General features: G+C 39.7%; 22 protein-coding genes. 17 read left to right on the top strand and 5 right to left on the bottom strand.

Features of this window, described 5'->3' with window-relative positions; translation table 11 throughout:
• Positions 1-108 precede the first annotated feature (108 nt).
• Together LV716_RS09360 and LV716_RS09355 are read right to left on the bottom strand one after the other, a co-directional pair.
• Positions 109-1941, bottom strand: a complete 1833-nt coding sequence (locus LV716_RS09360) for a DUF4270 domain-containing protein (protein WP_163417478.1) — start codon at positions 1939-1941, stop codon at positions 109-111.
• A 5-nt stretch (positions 1942-1946) separates the two neighbouring features.
• Positions 1947-2756, bottom strand: a complete 810-nt coding sequence (locus tag LV716_RS09355) for a glycogen/starch synthase (protein ID WP_163417477.1) — start codon at positions 2754-2756, stop codon at positions 1947-1949.
• Positions 2757-2858: 102 nt separating this feature from the next.
• Here LV716_RS09355 and panC point away from each other — a divergent pair, with 102 nt between their 5' ends.
• The 5 genes from panC (at position 2859) to radA (ending at position 7821) form a co-directional block, all read left to right on the top strand.
• Positions 2859-3707 (top strand): pantoate--beta-alanine ligase, encoded by an 849-nt coding sequence (gene panC / locus LV716_RS09350; protein WP_163417476.1) that lies wholly within the window; start codon positions 2859-2861, stop codon positions 3705-3707.
• A 13-nt stretch (positions 3708-3720) separates the two neighbouring features.
• The gene (gene panD, locus LV716_RS09345) at positions 3721-4071 is read left to right on the top strand and encodes an aspartate 1-decarboxylase (RefSeq protein ID WP_163417475.1); all 351 of its coding nucleotides are present in this window, start codon (positions 3721-3723) and stop codon (positions 4069-4071) included.
• A 2-nt stretch (positions 4072-4073) separates the two neighbouring features.
• On the top strand, positions 4074-5036 hold the full coding sequence (locus tag LV716_RS09340) for a lysylphosphatidylglycerol synthase transmembrane domain-containing protein (RefSeq protein WP_163417474.1): 963 nt from the start codon (positions 4074-4076) through the stop codon (positions 5034-5036).
• 32 nt (positions 5037-5068) lie between these two features.
• On the top strand, positions 5069-6211 hold the full coding sequence (locus LV716_RS09335; RefSeq protein ID WP_163417473.1) for an alpha/beta hydrolase: 1143 nt from the start codon (positions 5069-5071) through the stop codon (positions 6209-6211).
• A gap of 248 nt (positions 6212-6459) precedes the next feature.
• Entirely contained in the window at positions 6460-7821 is a 1362-nt protein-coding gene (gene radA, locus LV716_RS09330; protein ID WP_163417472.1) for a DNA repair protein RadA, read from the top strand.
• Between the two features lie 2 nt (positions 7822-7823).
• Here radA and LV716_RS09325 read toward each other — a convergent pair whose 3' ends face one another.
• Positions 7824-8864 (bottom strand): NADP(H)-dependent aldo-keto reductase, encoded by a 1041-nt coding sequence (locus tag LV716_RS09325; protein WP_163417471.1) that lies wholly within the window; start codon positions 8862-8864, stop codon positions 7824-7826.
• 62 nt (positions 8865-8926) lie between these two features.
• Positions 8927-9691: an exodeoxyribonuclease III gene (locus LV716_RS09320; protein ID WP_163417470.1), complete on the bottom strand. Its 765-nt coding sequence runs from the start codon at positions 9689-9691 to the stop codon at positions 8927-8929.
• A 125-nt stretch (positions 9692-9816) separates the two neighbouring features.
• Here LV716_RS09320 and LV716_RS09315 point away from each other — a divergent pair, with 125 nt between their 5' ends.
• From LV716_RS09315 to LV716_RS09295, 5 genes are all read left to right on the top strand, one after another.
• Positions 9817-10332: a hypothetical protein gene (locus LV716_RS09315; protein ID WP_163417469.1), complete on the top strand. Its 516-nt coding sequence runs from the start codon at positions 9817-9819 to the stop codon at positions 10330-10332.
• A gap of 22 nt (positions 10333-10354) precedes the next feature.
• Positions 10355-10918 (top strand): cysteine hydrolase family protein, encoded by a 564-nt coding sequence (locus LV716_RS09310; RefSeq protein WP_163417468.1) that lies wholly within the window; start codon positions 10355-10357, stop codon positions 10916-10918.
• Positions 10919-10945: 27 nt separating this feature from the next.
• Entirely contained in the window at positions 10946-13006 is a 2061-nt protein-coding gene (locus tag LV716_RS09305) for a TonB-dependent receptor domain-containing protein (RefSeq protein ID WP_163417467.1), read from the top strand.
• Positions 13007-13113: 107 nt separating this feature from the next.
• A complete protein-coding gene (locus LV716_RS09300; protein WP_163417466.1) occupies positions 13114-13842 on the top strand; it encodes a hypothetical protein in 729 nt (242 codons plus the stop codon).
• 172 nt (positions 13843-14014) lie between these two features.
• Positions 14015-14695, top strand: coding sequence for a hypothetical protein (locus tag LV716_RS09295; RefSeq protein ID WP_163417465.1), 681 nt, complete (start codon positions 14015-14017; stop codon positions 14693-14695).
• Positions 14696-14801: 106 nt separating this feature from the next.
• Here LV716_RS09295 and LV716_RS09290 read toward each other — a convergent pair whose 3' ends face one another.
• Positions 14802-14975, bottom strand: coding sequence for a hypothetical protein (locus tag LV716_RS09290; RefSeq protein WP_233759096.1), 174 nt, complete (start codon positions 14973-14975; stop codon positions 14802-14804).
• Positions 14976-15087: 112 nt separating this feature from the next.
• On the opposite strand from LV716_RS09290, the gene LV716_RS09285 reads away from it, so the two are divergent.
• The 7 genes from LV716_RS09285 to LV716_RS09255 all read left to right on the top strand — a co-directional run bounded on the left by LV716_RS09285 (position 15088) and on the right by LV716_RS09255 (position 21297).
• Positions 15088-15222: a helix-turn-helix transcriptional regulator gene (locus LV716_RS09285; protein ID WP_163417463.1), complete on the top strand. Its 135-nt coding sequence runs from the start codon at positions 15088-15090 to the stop codon at positions 15220-15222.
• A gap of 217 nt (positions 15223-15439) precedes the next feature.
• Positions 15440-16138, top strand: a complete 699-nt coding sequence (locus LV716_RS09280; RefSeq protein WP_163417462.1) for a DUF4386 domain-containing protein — start codon at positions 15440-15442, stop codon at positions 16136-16138.
• 113 nt (positions 16139-16251) lie between these two features.
• Entirely contained in the window at positions 16252-16893 is a 642-nt protein-coding gene (locus LV716_RS09275) for a hypothetical protein (RefSeq protein ID WP_163417461.1), read from the top strand.
• A 145-nt stretch (positions 16894-17038) separates the two neighbouring features.
• On the top strand, positions 17039-17215 hold the full coding sequence (locus tag LV716_RS09270) for a hypothetical protein (protein WP_163417460.1): 177 nt from the start codon (positions 17039-17041) through the stop codon (positions 17213-17215).
• A gap of 146 nt (positions 17216-17361) precedes the next feature.
• Complete coding sequence (locus tag LV716_RS09265; protein ID WP_163417459.1) at positions 17362-18033, top strand: hypothetical protein; 672 nt, start codon at positions 17362-17364, stop codon at positions 18031-18033.
• Positions 18034-18307: 274 nt separating this feature from the next.
• Positions 18308-20710 (top strand): glycosyl hydrolase, encoded by a 2403-nt coding sequence (locus tag LV716_RS09260; RefSeq protein WP_233759095.1) that lies wholly within the window; start codon positions 18308-18310, stop codon positions 20708-20710.
• The gene (locus tag LV716_RS09255) at positions 20611-21297 is read left to right on the top strand and encodes a hypothetical protein (protein ID WP_233759094.1); all 687 of its coding nucleotides are present in this window, start codon (positions 20611-20613) and stop codon (positions 21295-21297) included. Before LV716_RS09260 ends, LV716_RS09255 begins: the two co-directional genes overlap by 100 nt.
• Positions 21298-21306: the final 9 nt, after the last annotated feature.

Below are 21306 nucleotides of genomic sequence, written 5' to 3'. Positions count from 1 at the left end.
AAGATGATGATATTAATTAGTGATTTAGATTTGCAAATCTAATAGCTATTAAATAAAATAGATAATTCTATATGTTCTATAACAAAAAAAGTCTTTGAATGGTATATTTTAGTTGGCTTGGGTGTAAAAAATCTCCAATTTTAATTTTTTGTCCTCGTTAGCCGAGTCCACATTGCTACCAAAGAGTACAGTTCCCAATGGATTGATAGTGGACATAATGGGAACATCAATAACAGGATCTTCTGTTCCGGTAGCCATAGCTTCGGTAACAGTCGTAACAAAAATATTGGAGCTTACCGTAAGTGCAAGCTTTGCATTTGTAGAATCCCTTACGATTATATTGTTGATATGATCGGTAATTCTAAATTTATATCGAACCCCCTTTTCACTTTCTGTTTGTAATATGCCATCATAATTTAAAAAAATGCCTAAGGGTTCCGCTGAATCACTCTGTTCCGTAGCGGCATTATATATCGCCTGATTGGTCTCACCATTGTACAAATACAGTCTTGGCGGCTCTATAACATCGCCGCCAGAGGTATCTAAAGTAAGTCTGTCTATATGGAACACCAAATTGGCCTCGTTTATAATCCAATTGTTAGCTTTAATCTGGTTAATAAACTCCTGACCTCTTGCACTAGAGTCTTCATCATCTCCAAACAATCTGATTTCTGTAATCGTCCCAGGTCCACCTTTTAAAAATATTCTGGATGCATTTTCACCATTATCCAAAGCTCCTGAAAATTCTTCATTCTCCAAAGTATTGACAGCATTGCCCGTAAAACCTGTTCCAACAAAGCCCAATACAAAATTCCGTTCTACAGTTTCCACTGCCTCATCAGTGGCATTATAGTCTTGGAAATTATAGGTTATCGTAATTGTAGCCTGTCTTAAATCGAGTAAAAACAGTAACTCTTCCATATCAGAGCCCGGTGTTAGTTGTACACCTCTAAAAAAGTCATTGAAGTTAGCTTGGCTCAACAATTCCGATTGTCCTTCTTTATCCAAAATCTCTTGAAAGAAAGCAGTATTCAAATCAACACTGATTCCCGGCTCTATTCTATCAGTTATCTGTGTGGACTCATCCTCTTCTGTTTCGGGATCATCTTCTCCAAAAACTAAAACTTCTTCATTAGTAAATTCCACTGTACCATCAAAAAAGACATCGGAAACAGAACCTGAGAGGTCCTGGTTGGAAAAATATTGTTGCCGTTGCTCAAAATTGGTATTCGGATCAAAATCCCTTAGAAAAAATGTAGATCTGGACACTTTTAAATTAAATGACCCTTCTATTAACCCATTATCGTCCTTGCGCAAAGGAGGGAATATACTATCTAAATCAAATCTTGTTGGGAAAGTATTCGGAACAAAATCAGCATCCGTTCCATCTTCTGTGGGATCTAGTGGGTTAGAACCCAAAATACGCTCATCGTTGTCACTTACACCATCTTTATCTGTATCCGAATTAGGGTCATCAGCATCGGCATCAAGTGCATCCTCCACCCCATCACCATCCCTATCCCTCAATGTTTCAGGCGGTCTTTGGAATGGAATATACAACGTAACCTTAGTTACCTCTTCATTCTCGGGTATGGTAGACGCTAAATCATCATTGTCAGCATTATCTTCAGTGGCTTGTGATGAATCACCAAATGTTGGATTTGAACTTGGCAACGTAATCTGAGATATAATACTCGCCGTTCTTTTCCCATAAACCGGATCATTGAATACTCCTAATTGATATAAAGGCAAATTATTCGTCTGTACCGCTGCTATACCTTTATTATATGCAAAAACATCAAATACCTCACTATCTGTTGTAAAAGGTTCTCCTGCAACTACGCCCTCACCAATAGTTCCAAGCTCTTCCTCACAAGAGGTCAACATTATTAGTAGAGCTACAACCAAGGTTGAAACTCCTGTAATCCTAGAAAATTTCATGTAACTTAATTTAAAACTTCTGTTTTATAGAAATTCGTGTATGCTTCTTCTGCTTCCTGAAGTGAAACATAAGGCAGCACTGGTTTGGAGAGATTTTCAATATGATTTTTCAAGTCATCAGAGATTTCTTCCGAAGCTAAAATAATGGCATCGGAATAATCTACTGCTACCTTTAACAAATTATTATAGTCGGGAACGGCAAGCGCAGCAATCTTTTCTTCTTCCATGCCGTCAAAAGCTATTTTACCTTTCATACCGCCATCCAATTCACCATCATAACCTTTATCATAAACAGAGGTTACGATTTTACTATCGGCAAATAAAGGCTCGTCCGCATAATAATTTCGTAGGTATAAAGGTAATAATGAGGCCATCCAACCGTGAACATGGATAATATCTGGTGACCAGTTTAATTTTTTCACAGTTTCCACAACGCCCTTTGCAAAGAAAATAGCACGCTCGTCATTGTCAGGAAACAAATTCCCTTCCGCATCCGTAAACGTCGCTTTTCTTTTAAAATACTCTTCGTTATCTATAAAATATACTTGAATACGTTCCTTTGGAATGGATGCAACTTTTATAATGAGCGGCATATCCATATCATTGATGACCAAATTCATCCCCGATAACCGTATCACTTCATGTAATTGATGTCTTCTTTCATTTATATTTCCGTACCGCGGCATAAAAATACGTATCTGTCCCCCATTGCTATTGACCATTCTAGGAGTTTCATAGGACATTAAGGAAACTTGATTTTCTGGGAGGTATGGAACTAATTCAGAAGATACAAACAATATCTTTTTACCATTCATAAACACTTTCTTTTTCTTATCTGAAAAACGTAGGTGCAAAAGTACAAAAATTATGCTGATTAGCAGTATTTATAGTATTTTTGCACGTTTTCGAACAGCTTTATGCTTGTATTTCATAACAAAAAGGAGCTTCATCCTTACCTAAAAAAAGAGAGGGACGCCAAACATACCATTGGTTTGGTGCCTACAATGGGAGCATTGCACCAAGGGCATATTTCTCTTATACGTAGTGCCCTTGATCAGAATCATTTAGTTGTTGTGAGCATATTCGTAAATCCGACCCAATTCGATAAAAAGGATGATTTGGATAAATACCCTAGAAGCTTGGGCAAAGATTTAACCCTTTTAAAACAAGTTTCAGAAAGAATCATTGTTTTTGCACCTTCCGTAAATGACATCTATGGAAATCACGTAGTTTCGAAAACCTACCAATTTGATGGATTGGACAAAGTAATGGAAGGTGAATTTAGGGAAGGACATTTTGATGGAGTCGGCACTATTGTAGAGACGTTACTAAGAACGGTTGCTCCCGATAAGGCATATTTTGGAGAAAAGGATTTTCAACAACTCCAAATCATTAGAAAAATGGTTAAATTGAAGGATTTACCATTTGAAATTATAGGTTGCCCAATAGAACGTGAACCTCATGGATTGGCAATGAGTTCACGTAATGAGAGACTCTCCCCTAAAGTAAGAACCGAAGCTAAATTCATATACGAAACGCTGTTGACTGCCAAAACAAAATTTGGCACGGAAAGTGCACTTAGTATTTCAGAATGGGTCAAGCTTCAGTTCGAAAAAAATATCCTGCTAGATTTAGAGTATTTTCAAATTGCGGATGAGGACACATTGACACCCATACTAAAGGTACAAGCTGGAAGAAAATATAGGGCGTTCATTGCCGTTTATGCAAATGACGTTCGTTTAATAGACAATCTAAAATTGAATTAATTAATTTTGCACCATGCAAATAGAAGTTGTAAAATCCAAAGTCCACAGGGTAAAGGTTACAGGCGCCGATTTAAATTACATTGGCAGCATTACCATTGATGAAGACTTAATGGATGCCGCTAATATTATTAGGGGCGAAAAGGTTCAAATTGTCAACAATAACAATGGTGAGCGATTGGAAACTTACGCAATACCCGGACCTAGAGGTTCCGGAGAACTAACACTTAACGGAGCTGCTGCCCGCAAAGTAGCCGTTGGCGATGTCCTTATATTGATAACCTACGCAACAATGGATATTGAAGAGGCAAAATCCTTTAATCCCGCTTTGGTTTTTCCTAACGAAGAAACCAATCTCCTAAATTAGTTTTGAGTCCGTCCCTCAAAAAAATTCTTAAAGTAGCCATTCCAATACTTATTGGTGCTGGCTTGGTTTTTTATTCTTACACATCCACCTCTGCCGCGGACAGGGTCAAGATTCTTGAATCTATCCAAAATGCAGACTTAACATGGGTCTTTTTATCAATATTCATTGGTATACTAAGCCATATCTCAAGAGCCGTTCGTTGGAATTATCTCTTGTATCCTCTTGGATATAAGCCACGGCTCATCAATAATGTCCTAATAATACTTACAAGCTATTTCGCGAACACACTAGTTCTTAGGTCTGGGGAATTTCTAAGGGCCACGGCATTGACTACATACGAGAACGTTCCCTTTGAGAAAGGTTTTGGCACCATTGTCACAGAACGTATCATAGATGTCATTATGCTCATGTTGATTATCCTAACCGCTCTACTTTTTCAAACCGATGTGATTTTGGGAATCCTTGAAGAAAAAGGGATAGGTCTAGTAGGCTCGTTAGTCCTCTTACTTGCAGGTATTTTAGGTCTTTTAATCGCTATTCGCATCATTAGAAAGTCGACTTCTACCTTCGCAATAAAAGTCAAAACGTTTCTTAACGGTCTTTTAGAGGGTGTTTTGAGCATTTTTAAAATGAAGAACAAGTGGGCTTTCATTCTTCACACACTTTTTATTTGGGTTTGCTATATAGCTATGTTCTGGGTAATCAAATTCACGGTTCCCGAAACTACCAATCTTCCCTTAGGCGCCTTCTTAGTGGCATTTGTAGCCGGTGCTTTTGCAATGGCCGCAACCAATGGTGGTCTGGGGCTTTTCCCCATTGTAGTCACTGCTGCCTTGTCCGTATATGGTGTAAGTAAAACTTCTGGTGACGCATATGGTTGGATCATGTGGACTGCACAAACTTTAATGGTGGTCGTTTTTGGCACAATATCCTTTATCATATTACCGTTAATAAATAGAAAATAGGTAGACCCCGACCGCCTAAAAACTTAACCACGATGAAAAATTGTCTATTTGTACTAATAGGCCTATTATGTACCAATCTTGGCGCGCAAGTAAAAAAGGAGATTTTCGAATCCTTTAAACTGCAGGAAAGAAGAAACGTTTCCTACTATTTCCCAGAAGACTATTCCGAAGAAAAAAAATATCCCTTGATTTTGGTATTGGATGCCGAATATCTTTTTGACCAAGTTGTGGCCATCTCCAAGTTCAACAGTCAATTTCAAGGAATGCCGCAAACCATAATCATTGGTATAGACCAATTGGAAGATGAGCTACGTTGGGAAGATTGTGCTTTTGATGAACAAACAGGTCTGCCAACTGAAAAAGGAAAACTCTTTTTCGAATTTTTGGGCATGGAAATCATACCTTCTATTGATACAAAATACAGTACTGCACCTTTCAAAATGGTCATAGGATACGATATCACTGCGAATTTTATGAACTATTGGCTCTTTAAGGACCATTCGTTGTTCAAGTCGTATATAAGCATCTCACCACTTTTGGCCCCAGAAATGGAAAGTAGAATTCCCGAGCGTTTGGCCACAATGGACAAACATATTTTTTACAATCTCATAACCGCTGGCAATCGGGATAAAATCACAAATAACATTCTTCAATTGGATAGGGGCTTAAAAAGTCTGGGCAAAGAAAATATACACTACTCCCTTGATGAATATCCAGATGCCAATGAACTTTCAGTAATAACGTACGGATTGGGAAAAGCATGGGAAAGAACCTTTCAAATGTTCAAACCTATCAGCCCAAAAGAGTATAAAACCGAAATACTCGTTTCCAATGATCCAGTCATTAACTATCTAGAGGATAGATATAATATGATCGAAGAGCTCTTTGGTTTTGAAAAACCTATGGAACTCAATGACATTATGGCCATTTATGCTGCAAGCCTGAAAAAAGAAGATTTTGAATCGTTAAAGCCCTTGTCGGATATATGTAAAAAACTATTCCCCGATACCATGCTAGGTTTTTATTTTGAAGGAGAGTATTTTGAACAACTAGGGGAACCAAAAAAGGCTTTCAAAGCATTTGAAAAAGCTTTTCAGATGGAAGAGATAGACTTTTTAACGAAGGATATGGCCCTTGAAAAAATAGATGCCCTTAAGGCCGACTTTGGATATTAAAACCCGATTTATTGGATAGGTTAGATTTTTAGATATATGGATTGATTTGATTATTCTGTGTCATACTGAGCTTGTCGAAGGATTCTTTATTTGATGTCTCGATTCTTCGATTCCCTGATTTTTGGATAGCAAGTGAATATAAAACTTTAGGTTGAGCGACCTAACAATCCAAGGCTCCAAAAATCGAATAATCCATGAGTCTAAAAATCTATCAAAACCAGTATCTTTAGCCAAAACCAAAACGGTTCATGGCAAAGACCAAAACGACTTTTTTCTGTCAAAACTGTGGTGCTCAATATCCCAAATGGGTGGGGCAATGTTCATCTTGCAAACAGTGGAATACCATTGTTGAAGAAGTCATTCAAAAAGAAGAAAAGAAAAACTGGAGAAGCGAATCCAACACAATAAAAAAAATTGCTACTCCTTTGCGTGTCGCAGAAATCAACAACGAAAAAGAAATTCGATTAGATGCCCAGAATCAAGAGTTCAACAGGGTACTTGGCGGAGGTATTGTACCTGGTTCATTGATTCTTTTGGGAGGGGAACCCGGTATTGGAAAAAGTACGTTGCTTTTGCAAATAGCTTTGAAGCTCGCATACAAGACACTGTATGTTTCCGGTGAAGAAAGCCAGAAGCAGATAAAAATGCGAGCGGACCGCATTCATCCCAATAGCGAAACTTGCTATATCCTTACCGAGACCAAAACGCAGAACATCTTTCAACAAATAGGTGCTTTGGAACCAGATTTGGTGGTTATCGATTCCATTCAAACCCTTCATACCGATTATATTGAATCCGCCGCAGGTAGTATCTCACAGATACGGGAATGTACCGCAGAACTAATAAAATTTGCAAAAGAAAGTAGTACTCCTGTTATTTTGGTGGGTCACATCACCAAAGATGGGAACATAGCCGGACCTAAAATCTTGGAGCATATGGTGGATACTGTTCTTCAGTTTGAAGGCGACCGTAACTATGTATACCGAATTCTCCGTTCGCTTAAAAATCGATTTGGCTCTACGGCAGAATTGGGAATCTATGAAATGCAGGGGAGTGGCTTGCGTGAAGTAAACAATCCATCCGAAGTATTGATTTCCAAGAATGAAGAAGACCTTAGCGGAACAGCTATAGCCGCAACGGTAGAAGGCATGCGACCCCTTCTTATCGAAATACAGGCTTTAGTGAGTACTGCGGTTTACGGAACCCCGCAACGTTCTGCAACCGGATTCAACGCCAAACGATTGAACATGCTTTTGGCCGTTTTGGAAAAAAGAGCAGGTTTCAAATTAGGGGCAAAAGATGTGTTCCTAAACATTACGGGGGGAATATCTGTAGATGATCCCGCGATTGACTTGGCCGTATTGGCCGCCATTCTATCCAGCAATGCGGACATTCCCATTGAAAAAGGGACGTGTTTTGCCGCAGAGGTGGGCTTGGCAGGGGAAATACGCCCTGTACAGCGGGTAGACCAACGCATCTTAGAAGCAGAAAAACTGGGTTTTTCTACAATCTATGTTTCCAAAAGCAACAAAATCGGAATTAAAAATACTACGATTCGACTAAGACTGGTCTCCAAAATTGAAGATGTGGTAAACGTATTGTTCCTCTAATTTTAAGGAGCAGGATTTGGAAGTTCATTGTGAATATCCTCAATCCCTTTCAACACCTCATCGGAAAGTTCCACATCTATACTTTCAATATTTTCCTTTAACTGCTCCATGGTTGTGGCACCTATGATATTGCTGGTCAAAAAGGGTCTGGTGTTTACAAAAGCCAACGCCATTTGTGCCAAGCTCAATCCATGGTCTTGCGCCAATTGAAAGTATTTTTTCGTGGCTTCCGTTGCAGTTTCCCCGCTATAGCGACTGTAATGGGGGAAAAGTGTCATTCTCGCTTTTCTCGGCTTTATCTCGTCCAAATATTTTCCGCTCAACACCCCAAACGCCATAGGTGAATAGGCCAAAAGACCAATATTTTCGCGCATGGAAATTTCAGAGAGCCCTATCTCAAAGAGCCGATTAAGTAAGCTATACGGATTTTGTAGGGTAAGCATTCTTGGTAAACTTCTATGGACTTTACTTTCTTCCAAAAAGCGCATGGTTCCCCAAGGACTTTCGTTCGAAATCCCCACCTGTCTTATTTTCCCTTCTGCAATCAAATCCCTAAGTGTTTCCAAAACTTGGTGAATGTTGTCTTCCCAAGGATCAATAGCATGGGCATTGTAGCCACGCTGCCCAAAATAATTGGTATTCCGCTCTGGCCAGTGCAATTGGTACAAATCGATATAATCCGTTTGCAATCGTTGTAAACTCCCTTCAACAGCCTTTATAATGGAATCCTTGCTAAAACCTGTTGCTCTTATAAATTTCGCAAACTCCGCTCTACCTGCAATTTTGGTGGCAAGCACTACCTTATCCCGGTTTCCTGTTTTTTTGAACCATTTCCCTATGATTTCTTCAGTGACCGCATAAAGTTCTTTTTTGGCAGGAATCGGGTACAACTCTGCGGTATCAAAAAAATTGATTCCTTGTTCCAGAGCATAATCCATCTGTTCATGACCTTCTTCTTCAGAATTCTGCCGGCCCCAGGTCATTGTTCCCAAACAAAGCTTGCTGACTTTAATGTCGGTATGTGGAAGTCTGGTGTATTTCATGTGGCAATTTTTTTAGACGGGCAAAAATAATCAATCCTTATCGGTATCGTTTAAAGCAATCGTTATTTTTCAACCTCCAGTAAAATTGGACAGTGGTCACTATGCTTGGCATCCGACAAAATAACAGACCGTTTCAGCCTATCCTTTAAAGTCTCGTTCACCATACCATAATCCAATCGCCAGCCCTTGTTGTTGGCACGTGCATTGGCGCGATAACTCCACCATGTGTAGTTGTGCGGTTCTTTGTTAAAATGTCGAAAACTGTCAATAAACCCGCTTTCAATAAAATTTCCGATCCATTCCCGCTCTACGGGCAAAAATCCTGATACATTTTTATTGCGAACAGGATCATGGATGTCCATGGCTTCATGGCAAATGTTGTAATCCCCGCAAACAATCAAATTGGGGCGTTCTTTTCTCAACACATCGGAATACTTTTGAAAATCCGCCATATAGGTCAACTTATGTTCCAACCGTGCCATATTGGTTCCAGAAGGCAGGTACATGCTCATAATCGAAATATCCCCAAAATCGGCCCTGATATTTCTCCCCTCAAAATCCATATAATCGATTCCGGTGCCATATTCCACATGATCGGGTTGCTCCTTGCACAACAACGCTACCCCGCTATATCCTTTCTTTTGCGCACTGAACCAATAATGGAACTTATATCCAGCGGCTTCGAAAACAGATACATCCACCTGTTCCTTTAGCGCCTTGATTTCCTGCAGACAGACCACATCTGGGTTTACTGTTTGCAACCATTCCATAAAGCCTTTGTTCAAAGCTGCCCTAATACCATTTACATTGTAGGATACAATCTTCATTTTTGAATTTTTGTTAAAAATAGCCATTGTCATTCGTATATAAAATTCAAGTTACACGGACATGGTTTAAATTTGAAGTATGGAACGCTAATTGATGACTTTAGGTAATCCAAAAAACGAAAATCATGAAAAAACTATTTTTCTTAGTGCTATTTATCTCGGGTTATTTCATGAATGCCCAAGCCTATCCAAGATTCGACAACAACCACGAAATAAAATTAAACGCTGGTCTTTTTCTCATTACAGGTGCCGTAGAGGGTTCATATGAATATTTTCTTGGTGAGGATACCAGTATTGGCGGTACGGTATACTTTAACAATGATGCCACGGAATATAACGGAGACTTTGGAATCGGACCCAATTTTAGGGCCTATTTTGGTTACCAGCCCCGTAGCGGTTTTTTTGCCGAAGCTTTTGGTCTTTATTACACTGGGGAAGATGAAGTTGATGACCCAAATGCCTTTAGGGACAACACATACAGTACCTTAGCTTTGGGGTTGGGCCTAGGAAACAAATGGGCAACACGGAGCGAGAAATTTACCTTGGAAATCTTTGGCGGTTTTGGAAGGAACATAAACCCAGAGGATTTTCAGGATACCTTTATGTATCGAGGGGGGCTCTCCATTGGTTTCAGGTTTTAATCGCTAATTTTAATTTACATAAATGACAGCACTTTTATTGATTGATGTCCAACTCGGTTTACAGGAAACCGATTTCTACGGAGAAGAACGAAGCAATCCAGATGCAGAAAAAAACTGTAGCAGATTACTTGATGAATTCAGAAAGAGAAACTTGCCCTTGTTTCACATTCAACACTGCTCCACAAATCCGGAATCACCCTTACATCCCACCAAAAATGGCAATGCATTCAACCCGTTGGCAGCACCAAAGGATGGTGAACCCGTTGTACAAAAAAATGTAAACAGCGCTTTTATAGAAACCGATCTGGAATCCCAGCTTAAGGCCAAAGGCATAACAGACTTGGTTATTGCCGGATTGACCACGGAGCATTGCATTTCCACCTCAACGCGAATGGCATCAAACCTCGGCTTTAACACCACATTGATTTCCGATGCCACGGCCTCCTTCAACAAAATTGGAATCGATGGAGAACCTATAGCTGCAAAGACCGTTCATCAAATCGCATTGGCCAATCTTAAAGACGAGTTTGCCCATATTACCGATACCCAAACATTCTTATTGAAATTGACCAATAGCATATCATAATCCAAAAATTAAACACTCTCCTATTTTATGAAAAGTCTTCTTTTCGCACTGTTGCTGTTTTTTTCAATCCAAACTTTTGGTCAGACAGTTAAAAAAGATTCCATTACGCAGTTGGATGAAATCATCCTCACCCAAGACAACCCCAACAAAAAGGCCATTGGCATTACCCCTTCTTCAACCATCAATTCGGTCACTTTTGAAAAATTCAGTCCCATTGATGTATCCGCGGCCATCAATCAGATTTCGGGGGTGTATGTGCTTTCGGGAGCTTTGAACACCAATAGAATTACGGTGCGGGGCATTGGAGCGAGAACTCCTTTTGGTACGGACAAGCTCCGCCTGTATTTTAACGGAATCCCCGTAACAAATGGTACAGGTTCCTCTACCATTGAAGCGTTTGACCTGGAAAATCTAGGTTCGGTCGAGGTCATAAAGGGGCCGAAGGGAACCGCTTTTGGCTCAAACCTGGGAGGTACCATTTTATTGGATACCAAGTCGCCCCAAGTGGACGAGACCCGATTGACCAATACCTTTACCGTAGGTTCTTACGGAATGCTGAAGGACAACCTGTTGTTTCAACATGCCGAAAAGGATTTTGACCTGACGTTTAGCTACAATCACCTACAAACCGATGGTTATCGCCAAAACAACCGTTTTGAACGGGACGGGTTTCTGCTGAATTCCAACATCAAGTTAAGTGCCAAAAGTACGGTCGGTCTGCTGTTGAACTATATTGATTACACCGCACAGATACCAAGTTCCATCAATCAGACGGATTTTGACGAAGACCCTACGCGTGCCGCGGGAAACTGGTTGGCCGCACAGGGCTTTGAAGCCAATAATTATGTTTTGGCAGGGCTGTACCATACCTATACTTTTGGAAAGACCTTGAAGAATACCACCAGTATTTTTTATTCCTACCTGGACCACTACGAACCCCGCCCGTTTAACATTTTGGACGAATTCACCAATGGGTTTGGGTTCAGGAGCGTCTTTGAAGGGGATTTGGGGAAAGTGCAATATTCGTTTGGGAGCGAACTGTACAAGGACGAATACCACTGGGGCACTTTTGAGAATTTATTTGCGGACAACAATGGCAACGGGAGTCTCCTTGGAGAGCGTATAAGCAGGAACCGGGAGTTTCGCAGGCAGTGCAATCTCTTTGGAACGTTGACCCATCCCATTACCCCATCGCTTTCCGCACAATTGGGCATGACGCTCAACAAGACCAATTACAACTTTAGGGACCTGTTCAATCAAGGTGCTGAAAACACTTCGGCGGAACGTAATTTTGACCCCATACTCCTACCGAGTTTTGGATTGCGATACCAGTTACAGAACGGGCAACTCTATGCCAATGTCAGCAGGGGGTTTTCCAATCCAAGCTTGGAAGAAACCTTGACCCCGGATGGCGTGATCAATCCCGATATTGCCCAAGAAACGGGCACCAATTATGAGCTGGGAAGCAAATTGCTATTCTTAAAAAAAAGAATGTCATTGAACCTTACACTGTACCGCATGAACATCAACAACCTGTTGGTGGCGCAACGTGTGGGCGAAGACCAGTTTATTGGAAGAAACGCAGGCGAGACCCGCCACCAAGGTTTGGAAATGGATGCGAAGTACCTGTACAAGCTCTCCAGGAAATTGGTGTTTTCGCCCTACCTCAGCTATACGTTCAGCGACCATAGCTTTACCGATTTTGTGGATGGGGAAAACGATTTCTCCGGCAATCCGCTTACAGGAGTGCCAAAACACCGGATAAGTTCTGGGTTCGATGTACAACATGCCAATGGCCTATGGCTGAATGTGACCCACCAGTTTGTGGATGAAATCCCCTTGACGGATGCTAATAGTTTAAACAGCGAAGCCTTTAATGTGTTCAATGCCAAGTTGAGTTACCGGACTACCTTGGCCAGCAACTTCTCCTTGGGGTTGAATGTTGGGGTCAATAATATTTTTGATACCGTCTTTGCGCAATCCGTGTTGATCAATGCCGTTGGCTTTGGCGGAGCGGAGCCCCGTTACTTTTATCCCGGCAATGACAGGAATTATTTTGGTGGGGTACGGTTGCAGTATGTTTTTTAATCTAATCACAGATATCCCTTACAAAATATAACGTTTATCTGTTATATTTGGAGATGTAGCGATGTATATTACGGCTGTATAAAAAGGTTAAGTGCAATATTAAATAAATGATTAACAAAAAGAAACACACTTTAGTCCTACTTCAAACTGTAGAGAGACTTTTCAAGAGGATAAGAACATTTGTCGAAGTGAACAGCGATATTTTTGAATTAACCAAAAATGAGCCTTTTGAATTATTAATCGAGGACAAATCAAAATATTCTGATTTCCAATTTTCTGTTTCCAATCCTACTCAAAATAATAGCAATAAAATATTCTTTGAAGCCGAATTCAATCCCACCAATAGTGTTTCTTTAGCAACAAAAAAAATAAAAACAGAAGAAAATTCTATTGTCTCTTTATTGGAGCGATGGACTAATCTGATTAAGGCATATAACAAAACTGAACTTTCAGCAGAAGAAAGTATTCTAAATGAATACGAACAAGAATTTTATGCAAATTTTGAAATACTTGACGAAGATGCGGACACTAAACCTTATGAACTTGAGAAACAAGTTATAATTCATACCTATTTTGTAAATGTAATTCATCTTCTAAAACGGAATGAACAGGAAAATGAAGGCTTGATTAAAGAAGCAGAGGAAATAAAGGACAATATTCCCTCAATGACTAAGCGGACTACTGTAAAGAAAATTAGCAGATTCTTCGCTAAAGTTCGGAAAAAGAGTTTACCACTACTTAAAGAAGTTTTGGAATTAGGGCGAAAGGAAGTTTTTAAAAGAGGAATTAAATTTCTGCTTAATAATTTTGGAGAGTGGATAACAATGATTGGATAAAATACAGCAGCTAACATTGGATACAATTCATTGTGGTTTTCTGCCATACCAAAAAAAATATAAATCAAACAGTTAGATTTCGGAAGAAAAATACTGTCTTGCCTAAGCTCTAAATCCCTCGCTGCTTTGCAGACGTTGTAACAAGGAAATCATAACCGAGACATCCATATTTATGAATAGAATTCTTTGCTCAATATTTCTCGTCTCATTGATTGCTTGCAAGTCCGAAAAAAGTGATGACTATTATTCAAATGAAAAGAATGATGTAGAGTTTATAGAATTCAGGTTTCCAGAGTTTGGAGAATGGACGGAGTGTCACGACGAAAAAGAGGTAAAAGACTATTTTGATAGTTTTTTAATGTTTGAAAAAATTGAAAATGTTGGTGTTTACTTAAACAATAAAACCTATTTAAAAAAGGACAGTCTTGCCATAATCGACTTTGAGGATTATGCAGTTTTTATGGTCAACGTGAATGAACAAAAATGGAAATTGACTGGAAATGATTTAAAAAGAATTTTTAGGATTCAAAAAAGAAAAAAAGGAATTGAAAATTTCGATAAGGATTTTGCTTTGAATAAAGTATATTCTGATACTACTTTTTTACGCGTCGACAAACCAGTTGTAATCGAAGAATATAAACCACATCCAAATATTCTTTCAGCAGTAAAATTTGTAAAACCGTACTCAAATTATCACGATATTATTGTGGTCTACGTGTTTAACCTAATTGTAATAAAAAATCACTTGGTTTATGCGGGTTATTACTTGGATTTGAATGGAACTGAATCGATTGAAAGGGTAAAGAAAACCAATGATAAGATTATGAAGAAGTTTGTTGAATATAATAAGTAGCCATAACTAACAATGGCCTAAGTGATTGCTCGTTCTCGCCTACCCTTCGACTGTTCTCAGGGCTGGCTTGAATTCCCTTTAACGGACAAAAACGAATTTGAAAAACTCAATCCCGTTGCCGCAGAATAGTACTGATTTCCCGTAGTGCGGAAACCACATGCTGGACTTCCCTGCGCTCAAAGGTATCCGCTTCCAGATAGAACAGCATTTCGATTCCCAAATCGAGGATTTTTGCCAATTCTTCTGGAGTACCATAGGCATCCAAAATTAGGTCGTTCAAACATTTTTGTTGTTTTTCTCCAAACATCAAACCAGAAATTCGTGTTATCAAATGTATCTCAAAAATAAATTTTGAATAACTACTAATTAGTAGCAGTTATGAAAATTTTGCATTGGATAATAAAATCCATAGGGCGCAATATCGAAGGTATGAAACGGGAACGGACATGCAGTTTACCAGTCTGCTCAAAATAGCCAAGGCGTTCGATATGACCCTCGAAGAATTTTTCAGTAAAGGGTTTGATTAGATTGGCGGTTGCCAATACGGTGCATAATTATTTCTAGGTAAAAATTCCTGTAATCAATTATCTTTAGGTTTAGGTGGACAATTTCCTGTTGAAAATGTCCGTATCGAAATCATGTTAAATACCCTTGTGCTTCATTCAAACCTCAAATGAATTTTATCTTTTGTAACAATTTTCATGAAACATCGTCGCGTTGAAAAGGATATAAACTATAGCATCAATGAATACTTATAACGGAAAGGAGTTGTCACTTTCAAAAGCGGCCTTATTTGCAGGAATTAGTTTGCTTGTAATGGTTTTGACCACGCCATTTGCGGAATTCTCAATATTCTCAAAACTCATCGATTATGACAGTCCTACAATTACCGCTGAAAACATTATAAACAATAAGTATCTGTTCAGTACAGCGATATTTCTGATTCTATTGACCCTTATTGCCGATATTACAGCATCTTGGGCACTATATATTTTATTGAAACCGGTAAACAAAAGTTTATCCCTATTAACTGCTTGGTTTAGGTTAATTTACACAGCTATGTATTTCATTGCCATGTATAACCTTTTAAGCATATTGAGTGTTGTTAATTCGCTTGAGCATATAAAACATATGGGAATAGAGCAGATAAATGAACGTATTTTCCTGTATTTTAAAGCCTTTAGAGTTGAAGGTTCTTTTGGACTGATATTTTTTGGAATCTACCTTATTTTCCTTGGTTATTTAGTGTATAAAGCGACGTACATTCCGAAAGCATTTGGAATAATTTTAATAGTCGCTGGGTTGAGCTGGATAATTGATAATCTGAGCGTATTCTTCTTTCCAAATTTAGACACTCAATTTTTGTTCATTCTTACAATTGGAGAGTTAGTATTTATGCTGTGGCTTCTAATAAAAGGGTCAAGACTCAAGAACTTGGAATGATACAACAAATAATTAAAATGCAGCAATGGATTATAGCCATTACGGCATTTTAATTAACTTGGAACATAGTAACCATTATAAGGTTAGATTTGCTAAAACCGTTACCATTCATTTTGAAAAATTCAATCTATCATACCCTATTTTCAATGCTGTTCATTGCTCCGATTACTTTGAATGGACAAGAATTATTAAAAAAACAAATACTAGGAATATGGGAACATGAAAAACCAAAACAGGACTCAGAACTCCTATTAAGGCCAAAAGATGAAAACAGATCAAGTTATGCTTCCAAAAGCATCTATTTCTTTCAAAAGGACGGAGTACTTGATATCAAAGAAGAATTTGGGCAGTTCAAGGCACACTATTCAATTTCTGATTCGATGTTAACAATAGGAACGCGGAAATACAGATTGCTTGAATATTCTCAAAACCAATTCTCAATAGAAGAGACTGGTGATTTGGTCATTTTTAAAAAGAAACTGGAATTTACAAGAACTGATAAATCAATTAAACCAATTCCTTTCAAAGAAAAAATATCAGAATTCTATAAAAACGGTAATCCAAAAATATCAGGGAAAAAAGAAAGTGGATTTGAAAATGGGATTTGGACAGAATGGCACGAAAACGGGTACGTTAAATCCGTTATATACTATAATATGGGCGCACCTTTGATGACCGCTAAGTTTGACGATGAAGGAGTATTGATTTCAAAGAACTGGTTCGATTTAAATTCAAACTCTGTCCGGACAGACTAAAAAACGTATGGCTACAATGACATATAATTCATTGCTGCATTTTAACTGCCTTGAAACACAATAAGCATTACTACAGCTGGATTTGAGCCTCAACTGGTATTAAAAATCAACACGGAATCTAAACTGACCAAAACGACTTAGGAAAATGCAAAAACAAACAGGGTATGTATTGATCGGAATAGGAGTTGCTTCAATACTGGCTGGAATTTATGCTGCAGTTCGAAGCGGAGAAATAATGGACGCTATAAGTGGCGTTTTCATAGGAGCGGCATTAATTGGCGTAGTACTTATGGAACGGAACAAAAAAGATAAAAACGACTAAGTGCCAACTATGGCTATAATTTATGGCTGCTATTCGCTAACTTCATAGCTGTAACCTATCAGCAATTGAATTTACTATGATAAGAAATCTTACGATTTCGAACACCATTACGGGTGATACCCTTCGTTGCGATTTGAAAAACTCTTATGATTGAGAAAAAAGACGTTGAGAAATTGGTGCTCGAAGATAAAAGCAGTACACTTGGAACTCATTTCCGTGATGCATTCTTTTATAACACCTTAAAGTACAGTGGAGAGATACGGAAAAATGAAATCCTTCTCTGGACATCTTCTTACTGGCTAAGAGGTGGATATCCTATTTTTCATTTGAAGTTCAATTCTGAAAATAAACTTAAAGGAATTTCAACCGTGTTAAATCCCTTTGGAAAATTAATTAATAAACTTGCAATTGTCACAACCAGTGTTTTCACTTTAATACCAATAGTTGGCTATGGGTTTATCGATGGCTGGAAACTTTCAGTATTTGTTTTGTTTACAGCTTTTGTATTGTTTATTATTTTAAGGAAAGTATCTATAAGTGAGAAAACTATTATTACCGAAGAATTAAGAGATGTAATTGAAACCTTAGAAAGAGAAAAATATCCCGAAAAATTTAAACAACAAGAAAAACCAAAGAAAAAAGAGTGGACTCTCAAGAAAACTTTAACTCGTTTAATATTTTACCCTGTTTGTATTGTTATTATTTATTTCTGTTTGACTGAAATACTACCAAATGGAAAACCTACTCACGCACTTTTTGGTATCGGAATTTGTGGAGCCTATTTAATCGCTGACATTTTAAACATTTTGAAAAAGTAATTCACATAGTATTTAGTAAACTATATAGCACTTACAAAAATTCAAAACACCCCATTCCCCATTCGGAATACTCCCCATATTATGGTATATTTAGAGAAGCCGTTTTAACGGCTTGCTAGACACCAAAAACAACACAAAACCACCTTCCGAAAATGAAAAAACACTACATCCTATCTGCACTGTTTACTTTCTTTTGCTTTGCCTTCAATTTGTCGGCCCAAAACCAATCGACCCAAAATACCTCAATAGATAAAAACTTTTATGAAGGTCTGGAATGGCGCAACATTGGCCCGCACCGTGGGGCCGTTCCCTTGGCTGTGCAGGAAGCCCCACCCGCCCCAACGAATATTATTTTGGCGCTACGGGCGGGGGATTATGGAAAACCGTGGATGGCGGCAACGAGTGGAAACCCGTCACCGATGGTCAAGTCACCAGCTCCTCGGTAGGTGCCGTAGCGATCGCGGAAACCAATCCGGACATTGTCTACATAGGTATGGGCGAAGTACAGTTGCGCGGAAGCATCACCCAAGGTGATGGTGTCTACAAATCCGAAGATGCGGGCAAAACGTGGAAGCATTTAGGGTTAAAAGAAACCCAAGCCGTTGCACGGATCAGAATCCATCCTACGAATCCGGATATCGTTTACGTAGCCGCATTGGGACATCCATATGGCGACAACGAGGAGCGTGGCGTATTCAGGAGTACGAACGGGGGCGATACCTGGGAAAAAATATTATATGCAAGCCCAAAAGCCGGGGCGGTGGACCTCATCATCGACCGCAAAAATCCTGATGTTTTGTACGCCACCACATGGCAGGTATACCGCAAAGCATGGAAAATGTGGGGCGGCGGTGGCGACAGCAAACTATGGAAATCCGTGGACGGTGGGGATACCTGGACCGACCTCACCAGTAACGAAGGAATGCCGGAAGGGCCCATCGGGAAAATCGGAGTTACCGTATCACCAGTAGATTCCAATAGGGTTTGGGTCATTGTGGAAGCCAATGAGGGCGGTGTGTTCCGTTCCGAAGATGCGGGTAAAACCTGGGAGCGTACCAACGATGAACGTAAACTACGGCAACGTGCTTTCTACTATTCCAGAATCTATGCTGACCCTTTAGACAAGGAAACCGTTTACGGCCTCAATACTCGAATGTATAAATCCACCGATGGCGGTAAAACCTTTGATACCATCATAAAAACCCCGCACGGAGACAATCACGATCTATGGATTGATCCCAACAATCCCGACCGCATGATCAATTCCAACGACGGTGGTGGCAACGTGACCATCAACGGAGGCAAAAGCTGGACAGACCAGGATTTTGTAACCACGCAATTTTACCATGTAATGGCTACAAACGATGTGCCCTATCACGTAGCGGGTGCACAACAAGACAACAGTACTTTGGCTATGCCTAGCGATGGATGGGACCACATGCAGGCAAGAGGACCCAATAAAGATTGGTATTATGCCGTTGGTGGTGGGGAAAGCGGCTGGATAACGCAACATCCCGAAAACTTGGACATTTTTTATGCAGGAAGTCAGGGCGCATTATTAACACGATACGACCGAAGCAATGGTCAAATACGGGATATTCAGGTATACCCTAGATTCTTCTCCGGAGAGCCTGCCGAAGCGTTACCAGAGCGCTGGCAATGGACTTTCCCCATCATGTTCGCACCCCAAGATGCCAATGTCATGTATACCTGTTCACAGCATGTTTGGAAAACCACCAATGATGGACAGTCCTGGGAGAAAATAAGCCCTGATCTCACCTATGCCGACCCTACCACCTTGGGAAAAACCGGGGGTGTCATCACCATGGATATGAACGGTCCTGAAATCTATGCCACCGTTTTTGCATTGGCGCCATCTTTTCATGATATCAATACCATTTGGGCAGGTTCGGATGATGGAAAAATCCATATCACCCGGGATGGTGGCAAAAACTGGGAGGACATTACCCCAGAAGGTTTGCCCAAGTTCTCCCGTGTAAGCATCATTGATGAATCCAAACACCGACCGGGAACTTTATTTGTGGCTGCAAATCGTTATCAGGTCGATGATAGGCAACCTTACGTGTTCAAAACACACGATTATGGTAAAACTTGGAAAAAAATCACCAACGGTATAGCAGACGGACATTTTGCAAGAGCGATTCGGGAGGATCATGTACGACAAGGCCTTTTGTTTTTAGCTACGGAACATGGCGTTTATTTTTCCATGGACGACGGCCAGCAATGGCAAAGTCTGCAATTAAAATTACCCGATACCCCCATTCGCGATGTGGTCATTAAGGACAACGATGTGGTCTTGGGTTCGCACGGTCGCGGCTTTTGGATTTTGGATGATATTCAACCCTTGCGACAATACAAGGACGAAATGAAAAATCAATCTGCTGTGCTGTTCGCCCCTTCGGATGCGATACGAGGAATCAGCGATGCTACTATCCAATATTACCTTCAGAACGAAACGGATACCATCACTTTTGAGATTTTGGATGCCAATGATAAGTTGATTGATACGTTTACCGGAAGCAAACCCAAATACGAAGAAGACCCCAATATTCCGTGGTGGAAAAAAGGGGGTCGTCCAAACCTACGACTGCAAGAGGAATCAACACCTTTACGTGGGATTTACGATATCCCGGTGCTACGGAGTTTGAAGGAATGATCATTTGGAGCGCACGTCCCACAAGAGGACCAAAAGCACCACTGGGCACATACAAAGTCAGGATGAAAAGTGGGGATTACGAACAGACTTACCCTTTTGAAGTACACATTAATCCCAATTTGAAGGGTATTACCAAAGCTGATTTGGACGAACAGTTTACACTGGCGAACGATATCATGGAAAAAACCACTGCTGCGAATGAAGCAGTTATCAAAATTCGGAAAATCAAGACAAGAATCGATTCAAGCAAAGCGAAGATTACAGCCAAGGCCATGAAAAGGACAGTGATACCTTTCTTGGAGAAAATAACGGCAGTTGAAGAGGAACTGTATCAGGTTAAAAATCAATCCGGTCAAGATCCGTTGAATTTCCCTATAAAACTGAACAACCGATTGGCCTCTTTACGAAGAAGTGTTGAAAATGGGGATGCAAAACCCACGGATGGTGCTTACAAAGTATTTAAGAAACTTTCTGCTGAATTGGAGGAACACTTGGGGAATTTGAATGGAGTGCTTGCAAAGGATGTATCCAAAATAAATGCTATTCTGGAAGCCAACGGTGCAGACCAAATTGAAGTGTCAAAATAATGATCGAAG

The sequence above is a fragment of the Flagellimonas sp. HMM57 genome (genome assembly GCF_021390175.1).
GTDB lineage: Bacteria > Bacteroidota > Bacteroidia > Flavobacteriales > Flavobacteriaceae > Flagellimonas.
The sequence above is the reverse complement of the archived record's forward strand: the minus strand, read 5'-3'. Positions and strand labels throughout refer to the sequence as shown.